An 11,368-nucleotide genomic window follows, 5' to 3' on the forward strand; every position below is an offset into this window, starting at 1 on the left:
GACTTTCCTTGTGCGGATCAGGCGATCAGATCGCCAATCGGAGAAATTCGAAGCTGACCCGACGGCCGCTTTCCAGGTGTGGAATGGCATCGAGCAAGGCGCGGGTATAGGGGTGTTGCGGTCGGTCGAAGACATCGCGCACGGCGCCGCTTTCCACCGCCACGCCATCTTTCATCACCAGCACCTGGTCGCTGACGTGGTTGATCACCCCCAGGTCGTGGGAGATGAACAGGCAGGCCAGGCCCAGGCGCTGCTTGAGGTCGTCGAGCAGCTCGAGGATCTGCGCCTGCACCGACACATCCAGCGCCGACACCGGCTCATCGCACACCAATATCTGCGGCTGCGCGGCCAAGGCGCGGGCGATGGCGATGCGTTGCCGCTGGCCGCCAGACAGCTCGATCGGACGCCGATCCAGCAGGCTTTCGTCGAGGCGCACCAGGTTCAGCAACTCGACAGCCTGCGGGCGCCATTGCCCGCGCGGGTGCCCGGCCACCTGCAGCGCCTCGAACAACACTCGCTGCACGGTGTAGCGCGGGTCGAAGGAGCTCAGCGGGTCCTGGAACACCACCTGGATGCTGCGGCGCAGTTGGCGCTTTTCCTGGTCATCAAGGTGCAACCAGGGCCGGCCCTTGATCTGGATCTCGCCGCTGTCGGGGGTTTCCAGGCCGAGGATCATCCTGGTGAGGGTGGTCTTGCCCGAGCCCGACTCGCCGACGATGCCTAAGGTGCGGCCCTTGTGCAGTTGCAGCGAGACCTTGTCGACCACGGTGCGCAGCGCGCCGTCCGGGCCCTTGAAGGCCTTGCTCAACTGCTGCACCTGCAACAGCGGCGCGCTGCTTTCCACCACCGGCGGCGCCACGGCCGCCAGCACTGGCGCCTGGGGCCGGCGAAAATGCACGGCGGCGCCGGCCTTGAGCAGGTACTGGGTGTAAGGGTGCTGCGGGTCCTGCAGCACCGCCTCGACGCTGCCCTGCTCGACGATCACGCCGTTGTGCATCACCGCCACGCGGTTGGCCAGGCGCGAGACCACCGCCAGGTCATGGCTGACGATCAGCATCGCCGTGCTGTCGCCACGCAGGGATTCGAGCAGGCTCAACACTTGGGCCTGCACCGTGGCATCCAGCGCCGTGGTTGGCTCGTCGGCAATCAGCAGGCGCGGATTACAAGCGATGGCCGAGGCGATCAGCGCCCGTTGGCGCAAACCGCCGGAGAGCTGCCAGGGGTATTGGCGGGCACGCAGCTCAGGTTCTGGCACGCCGACCGCGCGCAGCAGTTCCAGCACCCGCGCCTGGCGCTGTTCGCGGTTCAGTTCGCTGTGCAGTTGCAGCGGTTCGGCAATCTCCTTGCCCACTGGGCGCAAGGGGTCGAGCGAACCCAGCGCGTCCTGCATGACAAAGCCGATCTGCGCGCCACGCACCCGGCGCCAGGCGCGCTCGTCGAACTGGCGCAGGTCTTGCCCGGCGAAGGCCAGGCGGCTGGCCTGCAGTTGCGCATGGGCACCGGTCAGCCCGGCCAGGGTGCGCGAGGTGACGCTCTTGCCCGAGCCGGACTCGCCCACCAACGCCAGGCACTCGCCCTGCTGCACCGTGAAGCTGATGCCCTTAAGCACCGGTACGCCCTGGCCGAAGCGCACCTGCAAGTCGCTGACCTCGATCAGCGGCGCGGGGTGTTGGAGAACAGCGTTCATAGGCGTTTACCTTCGTTGCGGCGCAGCAGTTCGCGGCCGATGGCAGTGATCGAGACCACGGTGAGGGTGATGGCCAGTGCCGGCCAAGCCACCAGCCACCAGGCGTTGGCCAGGTAGTTGCGGCCAATGGCGAGCATGCCGCCCCACTCCGGCTCCGGTGGTGGCGCGCCAAAGCCAAGAAAGCTCAAGGCAGCACCAGCGACGATGGTGCTGCCGATGCCGATGGTGGCGAGAATCAGGATCGGCTTGATCGCATTGGGCAGTACATGCCGCGAGATCACCTGACGCCGTGGCAGGCCCAGGGTGGTGGCCGCCTCGACGTAGCCGGCATTGCGCACCACCAGGGTTTGCGCCCGTACCAGGCGCGCATAGCGCGGCACGCTGGCGATGCCCACGGCGATGATGGTGTTGAGCGCGCCTTGGCCGAAGAAGGTGATGATCACCAGCGCCAGCAGCAGGTCCGGAAAGGCCAGCAGCACATCGACCAGGCGCATCACCGCAGCGTCGACCAGACGCGGGCCAAGCCCGGCCAGCAGCCCCAGCACGGTGCCCAGCAACAATCCCAGGGCCGTGGCACTCAGGCCCAGCACCAACGACGGGCGCACCGCGTACACCAGCCGCGCGAGAATGTCGCGGCCGTTCTCGTCAGTGCCCAACCAGTGCAGGCTGCTCGGCGCCTGAAAAGCCTGGCGGGCGCTGGCATCGAGCGGGTCGGCAGATACCAGCCAGCCCGGCTGCAAAGCCGCCAGCACCAGCAAGGTGACGAACAGCGCCGCCAGCACCAGCCCCGGGCGCAAGGCCAGTGGCCGACGGCTGGCAAAGCGCGCCTGGGCCGGGATCAGGCCGCTGACGGGCAGCACCGCCGCCGTTGTATTGATCGGCGCCATCGGGCACCTCCATGAAGTGAATATTAGGGAGCAGGATTGGGAATCTGCCGGTGGATCTGCTCGATGCGCGCCAGGGCTTCGCTGTCGAGCCTGACCTGCAGCGCGCCGAGGTTGTCGGCCAGTTGCGCAAGGCTGGTCTGCCCGGTCAGCGCGCTGCTGACAAACGGCTTGTTGAGCACATAGGCCAGGGCCAGTTGCGCCGGGCTGATCGCCAGCTCCTGGGCCAGCGCCACATAGGCGGCAATGGCCTGATGGGCGCCGGGGCTGTCGTAGCGATTGAAGGTGCGGTACACCGACGACAGCCGCGAGCCCTGCGGCAAGGCGCCGTTGAGGTACTTGCCGGTCAGCGCGCCGAAAGCCAGCGGCGAATAGGCCAGCAAGCCAATGTTGTCGCGTTGGCTGAACTCCGACAGGCCGCCCTCGTACAGGCGGTTGAGCAAACTGTAGGGGTTCTGGATGCTGACGATGCGCGGCAGGTTCTGCTCGCGCGCCTGGCGCAGAAACTCGGCCACACCCCATGGGGTTTCGTTGGACACGCCGATATGGCGGATCTTGCCGGCGGCGACCTGTTCGGCCAGCACCTGCAAGGTCTCGGCAATACTCACGGTCTCGTGGTCATCCTCGACATAGGGATATTCACGCTGGCCGAAAATATTGGTGGTGCGATCGGGCCAGTGCAGTTGGTAGAGGTCCAGGTATTCGGACTGCAGGCGCTTGAGGCTGCCGTCCAGGGCGGCGACGATGTTGGTCCGGTCGTGGCGCGTGCGCCCCTCGCGAATATGCCTCCCTGCCCCCGGCTGGCGCGCCGGGCCGATGATCTTGCTGGCCAGCACCACCTCGGCACGCCGGCCGTTTTTCGCCAGCCAGCTGCCGATAAAACGCTCGGTGCTGCCCCAGGTTTCGGCGTGGGTGGGCGTTGGGTACATCTCGGCGGTGTCGATCAGGTTGATGCCAGCGGCCAGCGCCGCGTCGAGCTGGCGATGGGCATCGCTTTCGCTGTTCTGGTGGCCCCAGGTCATGCTGCCCAGCCCTAGCACGCTGACCTGGATATCGCTGTGGCCCAATGGACGTTTGATCATGCTCGCTCCGTCTCGAAAGTGAAAAGGCTCAAACCGCTTCAGCGGCGCGCTGGTACTGGCTGGCCGGGTACGGCAGGCGGAGGTGATCGCGCAAGGTGCTGCCCTGGTACTCGTGGCGGAACACCCCGCGCTTTTGCAGCAGCGGCACCACTTCGTCGACGAACACCTCGACGCCGGAGGGGAACATGTCCGGCATGATGTTGAAGCCATCGGCGGCACCGGCGCGGAACCAGTGTTCGAGGGTGCCTGCGACCTGCTCCGGGGTACCGACGATCAGCCGGTGGCCGACCAGGATGCGCCGCGACAATTCGCGGATGGTCAGGTTCTCGCGCCGCGCCAGGTTCAACTGGGCTTCGAGAAAACCATGGGAGCCGCGCTCGAAGTCCGCCACCGGGCCGATCCGCTCCCAGGGCAAGGGCGCATCCAGCTCCAGCTCGCTGACCGCAAGCCCCACCCGCGCCGCCACCTGATTGATCAGCCCTTCTTCGCCGTACCAGGCATTGAGTTCGTCGAAGCGCGCCTGGGCCTCGGCCTCGCTGCTGCCGATCACCGTGGACAGCCCCGGCATGATTTTCAGGTGCTCGGGATTGCGCCCCCACTGGCGGGCGCGCTGTTTCATTTCCTGGTAGAAAGCCTGGCCGTCGACCAGGGTGGTCTGGGTGGTGAAGATCGCATCGGCATAGCGCGAGCCGAGGGCCTTGCCGCCTTCGGAGGAGCCGGCCTGCACCAGCACTGGCCGGCCCTGGGGCGAACGCGGCAGGTTGAGCGGGCCCTTGACCGAGAAGTGCTCGCCGACAAAGTCGATGGCGTGCACCTTGGCCGGGTCGGCAAAGCGCCCACGGCGGGCATCGCCGATCACCGCATCGTCTTCCCAGCTGTCCCACAATTTGAGGGTAACGTCGATGAACTCATCGGCGCGGACATAACGGTCGACATGCCGCGGCGCACCGGCCAGGCCGAAGTTCTGCGCTGCGGCATCACCGGCATTGGTGACCACGTTCCAGGCCGCGCGACCGCCGCTGATATGGTCCAGCGAACTGAAGCGCCGGGCCAGGTTATAGGGGTCGTTGTAGGTGCTCGAGGCGGTGGCGATCACGCCGATATGGCGGGTGGCCAGGGCCACGGCGGTGAGCAGCACGGTCGGCTCCAGACGCCCGGCCGGGTGCTGGCCAATATCGCCGAACAGCGCCGGGCCGTCGGCAAGAAAGATCGCATCGAGCTTGCCGCGTTCGGCGATGCGCGCAATGTTGCTGTAGTACTGGTGATCGAGATAGGCATTGGCCGGCACCTCGCCCTGGCGCCAGGCGCCGGAGTGGGCGCCGAAACCGAGGATGTTCATGCCGATGCTCATGTGGTTTGCAGGCTGGCTCATGGCAACTCCTTGAAGGGGGTCAGACCGCGCTGGCTTCGTCGCGGGCAGCGTTGTCCTGGGCGTGCAACTGGCGCCAGGCGGCACCGGGGCTGATGCCGTTGAGGTAGTAGTTGCCCAGCGCCTTCTCGCGCAAGATCGCCGGGTTGTGCGAGGCCAGGGTGCGGGCATTGCGCCAATGCCGATCCAGGCGCCGGGCCTGGCTGGTGGCCGAGGCGCCGCCGACTTCAAACAGCAAGTTGGTGGCTTCGAGCACCTGCGCAAGGACGATCTGCTGGGCCTGGTAGGTGCGGATGTCGGCCTCGACGTAGTGCGCTTCGCCCACCGTGCCGTCGAGCTCGGCTTCGTGCACTCGCTGCAGCACCTGGGCGACATCCAGCACCAGGGCCTGGGCGGCATAGGCCAGGCTCGACAGGCGGCCGATCACCCGCTGCACCAGCGGATCGTCCTTGGGGCTGGACTGGCCCGGTACGCCAAAGGCGCGGGTGCGGCCGCGGACGAAGTCGACGGCATCGCGCTGCACTGCACGGGCGATACCGGCCAGGGTCGCCAGGTGATACAGCTGGTAGAAGGCCGACAAGTAGGACTCGGCGCGCAGCTCGCCGGGCTTGAAGCGCCGCAACACCTGCTGCGGCGGCACCGCGACATTGGCAAAACGGGTGGTGCCGCTGCCGCTCAGGCGCTGGCCGAAACCGTCCCAGTCGTCTTCCAGGCTGACCCCCGGCGCCGTGGTCGGCACCACCACGCTGACAAAGTCCTCCTCGAGCATGGCCACCGCTGCCACCCAGTCGGCATAGATGGCGCCGGTGCAGTAGTACTTCTCGCCGTGCAGCAACCAACCGCTCTCTGGCACCTGCGGGTCGGCCGGGCTGAGGCGCACCGAGTTGCCGGTGGTGTCGGTGCGTTCGGCCATGGCCGCGCCCCACAACTGCCCTGCCGCCACCTTGGCCAGCCAGTGCCGTTGCGAGGCGGCATCGCCGCTGGACAGCCGGCCTTCGACAAAACCGAAGTGGGCGCGAAAGATCTGCGGCAGGTTGGAGTCGGCTTCGGCCAGGTCAATCAACAGGCGAAACAGCACCGGCAGGCTGACCTGCGCACCCTTCAACGCTTGGGGCACGCGCAAGGCAGCGAAGCCCGCTTCGCGCAGCCAGGCCACCGGCTCATGGGCCAGCGTGCGTTGCTGCTCGCGTTCGACCGCGCCGTCGGCAATGCGGGCAAAGACCGGAGCAAAACGCGCCTGCAGTTGGGCATAGTCCTGGCCAGCATTGTGCGCGGCCAGGGGTGTTGGCAAATCATGGGCACTCATGGCTGCTCCTTGAAATTCGGGTTCATACGCTTTTGCTGCGTGGGTCGACCCAGTGGTTGATCAGGTCGACGAGAAAGTTGACGACCACATAAATCGCCGCCGCCAGCAGGGTGATCCCCAACAGCAAGGGCATGTCCTTGGTCAGCGCGGCGTCGAGCATCAGCCGGCCGATACCCTGACGGGCAAACAGCATTTCGACGATCACCGCGCCGCCCAACAGGCTGGCGAAGACAAACCCGGACAAGGTCACCAACGGCACCAGGGCATGGCGCAAGGCATGCTTGAGGCGCACGCCGGTCTCGGACATGCCACGGGCGCGGGCCATGGCGATAAACGGCTGTTCGAGGATGTCTTCCAGCTCCTGACGCAGCACCTGGGTCAGCACCGCGGCAATCGGCAGGGCCAGGGCCAGGCTCGGCAAGATCAGCGCCTGCCAACTGCTGGAGCCGGACGGCGGCAGCAGGTGCCAGCCGAACGAGAACAACAGCAACAGCACGATGCCGATCACGAACGACGGTGCCGAGGACAGCACCAGTTCCGTGCCGCAGACCAGCGAGCGCACCCAGCGCGGACGGTTGGCGGTGAGCACCGCGCAGCTCACCGCGAGGACAATCGACAGCAAGGCGGCGGCCAGCGACAGCTGCACCGTGGCGCCCAACTGGCTGCTGATCACCTGCTGCACCGGGATGCGCAGGCGGTACGACTCGCCCAGATCGCCCTGGGCCAGGCGCGCCAGGTACTGGCCGTACTGCACCCACAACGGCTGGTCGAGGCCGTACTCGGCACGCACCTGGGCAATCAGTTCGGCGCTGGGCATGGCATCCGGGCCGCCAAGAATCGCCAGGGCCGGGTCGCCGGCACTGAGGTTGATGGCGAGGAAGGTCAGGGTCGCCGCGCCCCAGAGCACGCCGATGCCGGCCAGCAGGCGCCAGGCCAATCGCTGCAAGGTCATCATTTGCCCTCCGGGTCGAGCCAGACGCTGGTGAAGAACGGGGTGTTGTGCGAAGTGTCGAAAATCAGCCCCTTGACCCGCTTGCGGTAGGCCAGCAGCACATGGCTCTCGAACACCGGCACGGCCGGGATGGTTTGCGCCAGGCGCTCCTGGGCGATGCGATAGAGGTCGCTCAGCTCGACCGGATCGGTGGTTTGCCGTGCGGCGCTGAGTACCCGGTCGAGCTCGGCATCTCGAAAGCGCCCGGCGTTCTGGCCGATCAGCTTGGCGGTGCTGATCGCCTGGCTGTGGTAGAGGATGTACAGGCCATCGGGGGTGTTGGTGTGCCAGTAACCGCCGCCGATCAACTGGAAGTCGCTGGCGTAACGGCGCTGGGTGACCTGGGCCAGGGGCAGCAGGTCGATGTCGATCTTGAGGCCGATCTTCTTCAGGTCGGCCTGGATGGCCACGGCGATGCTGCTCGGGTAGGCCGCAGTTTCGTAGGTCAGCAAATGTGCGGCCAGGCGCTGGCCGTTCTTGACCCGGTAACCCCCGACGTCGCGTGCGCTCCAGCCGGCCTGGTCGAGTATGCGGTTGGCTTCGGCCACGTCATAGGCCAGCACGTCCTTGAACGCCGGGTCGTAGTAGCGGGTGTTGGCGGCGAGGAAATCGCCCTTGGCCAGGTACTCGCCAAAGCCGGTGATCCAGGCCTGGCCGTCACGGTCGATGGCTTTGGCCACGGCGCGGCGCACCTGGACATCGTCGAAGGGAAAACGCTCGACGTTGAAGGTCAGGCTGCGAAACGGGTTGGCCTTGCGAATGCGGCTGCGCATGTGCAAGTCCGGGTTGTCGCGGATAGCCCGGGCGTTCTGGGTCGGGGCATCGACGGTGAAGTCCGACTGGCCGGATTCCAGGGTACTAAAGCGGATCATCGGTTCGGGGACGATGCTCAGTTCCAGGCGGTCGAGGTAGGCCTCGCCCTGGTGGCGGGTCACTGCCGGTGCCCAGTTGTAGCCCTTGCGTTTGACGAAGTTGGCGCCCTGGTCACGGGTGTAGCTTTCCAGCACGAAGGGCCCGGAACCGATCGGGTGCTCGGCAATGGTCTTCGGCGCTTCAAGGATCTGCCGCGGCGAGATCATGCTCAGCCACGACTGCGCCAGCACATCGAGGAACGGCGAATACGGTTCGCGCAGGTGCGCTTCGAAGGTGTATTCATCGACGATGCGCCCGTCCACATAAGGGGCGATGTAGGCGGCAGCCAGCGGCGACTTGGTCGCCGGGTCGCGCATGTGCTCAAGGTTGACCTGCACGGCACGGGCGTTGAATTTCTCGCCATCGCTGAAGGTCACGTCATCGCGCAAATGAAAGGTGTAGGTCTTGCCGTCCTCGGAAATCTCCCAGGACTTGGCCAGCCACGGTGAAATATTGCCCTGCTCGTCCTGGTACAGCAGGCAGTCGAACAGAATGCGCCCCAACCACTGCACATTGCCGTGGGAAATCGAATGCACGTCCAGCGTCGTGGTGTCGGATGCCGTCGACACCCGCAGGGTGCCACCGGGCTTGCCCGGGGCGGCCTCGTAATAGTCTTGCGCGGCATAGTTCAGGGTGCCGTTGTGCAGCGTACCGTCGATGCCGCTGCTGCCCTGCCCCGGCGCTGGCTCCACCGGCTTGCAGGCGCCCAGGGCCAGTAGCGCGCCAAGCACGGCGGGCGCGCCCAGCCTTGCGATTACTCTCATGCGGTTCTCCCGCAGGTGCCGCGTGAACGGCACCCGCCCCTGGCTCAGAAGTTGTAGGCAATCCCGGTGTAGGCGCCGAAGCCGTCACCCGGGTACAGCGACGCGGTGTCCTGGCCCTTGGCGTCGTAGCTGGGCACCAGAGCAGTGACGTAGTCCTTGTCGGTGAGGTTTTTCAGGTCCAGGTACACCTGCCAGGTCTTGTTCGGTGCGTCGTAGCCCAGGCGTGCGCCCCACAGGGTGTAGGACGGTGCGTAGAAGCTGTTGGCGTAGTCCACCGCGGTGCTCGATGCCGAGCGCACGTTGACCCCGGCGTAGAAACCGTTGGCGTACTGGTAGAACAGCTCGCCCTGGTAGATGTGCTTGGGCAGGCCCGGCAGCTCGTTTTTGGCGAACAGCGGATCGTTGCGGTAGTGGAAGTCGTTGAGGGTGTAGGCCTGGCGCCAGCTCAGTACATCGCCGTTATCGCGCTGCCAGAGCTTGGTGGTCAGCCCCGCCTCGATGCCCTGGTGGATGGTCGGGCTGGCATTGGAAGTCGAGACCACGGCGGCCGAGGTGTTGGTGGCCGGGAGGATTTCGACGTTGAGCAGTTCGTCCTTGATCCAGGATTTGTACAGGGTCAGGCTGCCATCGAAGATGTCCGAGCGCCCGCGAATGCCCAGCTCCACGGTGTTGGCGCTTTGTGGCACCAGAGTCTTGGCGAAGTTGGTGGTCACCCCGGAGCCTGAACTGGACCAGGAGCTGGGCGGGTCGATGGAGCGGCTGACGTTACCGAACACCTGCACATCCGGGGTCAGGTAGTAGCGCAGGCCGACCCGTGGCGCCAGTTTCCATTCCTGATAGCGGTAGTGGCTGGGGATGCCGCTGGTGTTGGGCCGGTCGCTGAAATTGACATCGACGTTGCGCTTGACCTCGATGGCCGAGAGGCCCGTGGACAGGTACAGGTTGTCGGTCAGGCCGAGGTCGTTGCCCAGCGAGAACACATGGTCGAACGAGCCGTCGTACTCGACCTGCTTCTGCAACCTGCCCAGGTCCTTGTCACCGCTGTAAGTGCGCACCCCGGAGCGGATGTGCTGGGTGCTGCTCCAGCCGACGCTGGTGGTGCTCGGCAGGCCGAACAGCTGGTCGCTGCGGGTGTACTTGAGCGAGTAGTTGATGTCGCGCCAGTCCCAGTAGTTGGGGTTGACCGTGCTCTTCTTGCTGAGGATCTGCGGGTAGTTGTGATAGACCAGCCCGGCCACCAGGGTCGAGTCGTCGTCGAAGGTGTAGGTGGTCTTGCTGCCGACCCAGGTCGAGCCTTCCTTGGTCGAGTCGCCACGGGTGGCGCGGGTGCTGGGGTTGGTTTGCGAGGAGTTCTTCTTCAGTTGCGCCAGGGTCAACGCCCCGGAGTTTTCGTGGTATTCCTCGCGGTAGCGGATATACAGGCGGGTTTCCAGTTTCGGGTTGAAGCGGTAGCCGAAGTTGGTGACCACGCCCTTGGCCTTGGTGAAGGTGAAGTCCTGGTAACCGTCGCGCTTGGAGTTGTCGACGCTGATGAAGTAGTCGGCGTTACCGGCCACGCCACCGGTGCTGAGGGTCTGCTTCTGCCAGCCGAAACTGCCGCCCTCGACCTTGATGCGGTTGCCGGGCGCGGTCAGCCCGGAGTTGGTAACGAAGTTGATTGCTCCGCCCAGGGACAAGGCGCCGTACTCGAAGGCGTTGGCGCCGCGCAGCACTTCGGTGTAGCTCAGGCCCTGGGTGTCGAGCAGCTCATAAGGCGTGCCGCCGGCGCCGGTCAGGGCCAGGCCGTCGAACAGAAACTTGGTGCCTTCGCGAAAGTAGCCCGGCGAGGTGTTGGCGCCCGAGCCACGGATGGAAATCTTGATCGCATCGTTACCGCCGGCAGCCTGGGCATACACCCCCGGCTGATAGGCCAGGGTGTCTTCCAGAGTGGCCGACCGGCCCTTCTCCACCTCGGCCTGCCGGACCAGCCCGGTACCGCCGGGGATTTCGTCCAGTTGCGCCTGCGCCGCTTGCACCGGGGTGGCTTTGGCCGCCTGGACGGTGACCGTCTCCAGGCGTTTTTCCGTCGGTGTGGCGTCTTCGGCCTGGGCCAATGGTGCCAGGCTCAACAGGGCTACGCCGACACCGGCGAGCTTCCAGTCCTTGCCTACTACTTTGGTCGAAGAATTCAATGTTAGCGATGTTGCCCGAGGCACGAAATTCAAGGTCTTGCTCCCCACCTGATTAAAAAATAGGCGAGTTTCTATTGGTATAGTCAATCTCGAAGGGAGCTGTTGCAGCGACCGTGCCAACCGGCAAAACCCTTGTATTACCTGCGTTTGAGCGCCTGCGGCGGTTTAAACAATTGTTCGAATTTCGGGTATCTGTCCAACT

8 protein-coding genes are annotated in these 11,368 nt (G+C 65.6%); all 8 read right to left on the minus strand.

Going from position 1 to position 11,368, the window contains the following annotated elements:
- Positions 1-25: 25 nt before the first annotated feature.
- Genes F8N82_RS13985 through F8N82_RS14020 form a run of 8 tightly spaced genes read right to left on the minus strand, consistent with a single transcriptional unit; the run spans position 26 to position 11,010 of the window.
- Positions 26-1,687, minus strand: coding sequence for a dipeptide ABC transporter ATP-binding protein (locus tag F8N82_RS13985; protein ID WP_038995883.1), 1,662 nt, complete (start codon positions 1,685-1,687; stop codon positions 26-28).
- Positions 1,684-2,574: an ABC transporter permease gene (locus F8N82_RS13990; RefSeq protein WP_038995885.1), complete on the minus strand. Its 891-nt coding sequence runs from the start codon at positions 2,572-2,574 to the stop codon at positions 1,684-1,686. The genes F8N82_RS13985 and F8N82_RS13990 overlap by 4 nt, the downstream gene beginning before the upstream one ends.
- A 23-nt stretch (positions 2,575-2,597) precedes the next feature.
- On the minus strand, positions 2,598-3,653 hold the full coding sequence (locus F8N82_RS13995) for an NADP(H)-dependent aldo-keto reductase (protein ID WP_095162578.1): 1,056 nt from the start codon (positions 3,651-3,653) through the stop codon (positions 2,598-2,600).
- Positions 3,654-3,681: 28 nt separating this feature from the next.
- Positions 3,682-5,025 carry an LLM class flavin-dependent oxidoreductase gene (locus tag F8N82_RS14000; protein ID WP_038995887.1) on the minus strand — a complete coding sequence of 448 codons (1,344 nt, stop codon included), beginning with the start codon at positions 5,023-5,025 and terminating at the stop codon, positions 3,682-3,684.
- Positions 5,026-5,044: 19 nt separating this feature from the next.
- Positions 5,045-6,328: an acyl-CoA dehydrogenase family protein gene (locus F8N82_RS14005; RefSeq protein WP_038995888.1), complete on the minus strand. Its 1,284-nt coding sequence runs from the start codon at positions 6,326-6,328 to the stop codon at positions 5,045-5,047.
- A gap of 22 nt (positions 6,329-6,350) precedes the next feature.
- A complete protein-coding gene (locus F8N82_RS14010) occupies positions 6,351-7,283 on the minus strand; it encodes an ABC transporter permease (protein ID WP_038995889.1) in 933 nt (310 codons plus the stop codon).
- Positions 7,280-8,995 (minus strand): ABC transporter substrate-binding protein, encoded by a 1,716-nt coding sequence (locus F8N82_RS14015; protein WP_150776973.1) that lies wholly within the window; start codon positions 8,993-8,995, stop codon positions 7,280-7,282. Before F8N82_RS14015 ends, F8N82_RS14010 begins: the two co-directional genes overlap by 4 nt.
- A gap of 44 nt (positions 8,996-9,039) precedes the next feature.
- Positions 9,040-11,010 (minus strand): TonB-dependent receptor family protein, encoded by a 1,971-nt coding sequence (locus F8N82_RS14020; protein ID WP_038999450.1) that lies wholly within the window; start codon positions 11,008-11,010, stop codon positions 9,040-9,042.
- Positions 11,011-11,368 lie beyond the last annotated feature (358 nt).

The organism is Pseudomonas fluorescens (assembly GCF_902497775.2).
GTDB lineage: Bacteria > Pseudomonadota > Gammaproteobacteria > Pseudomonadales > Pseudomonadaceae > Aquipseudomonas > Aquipseudomonas putida_F.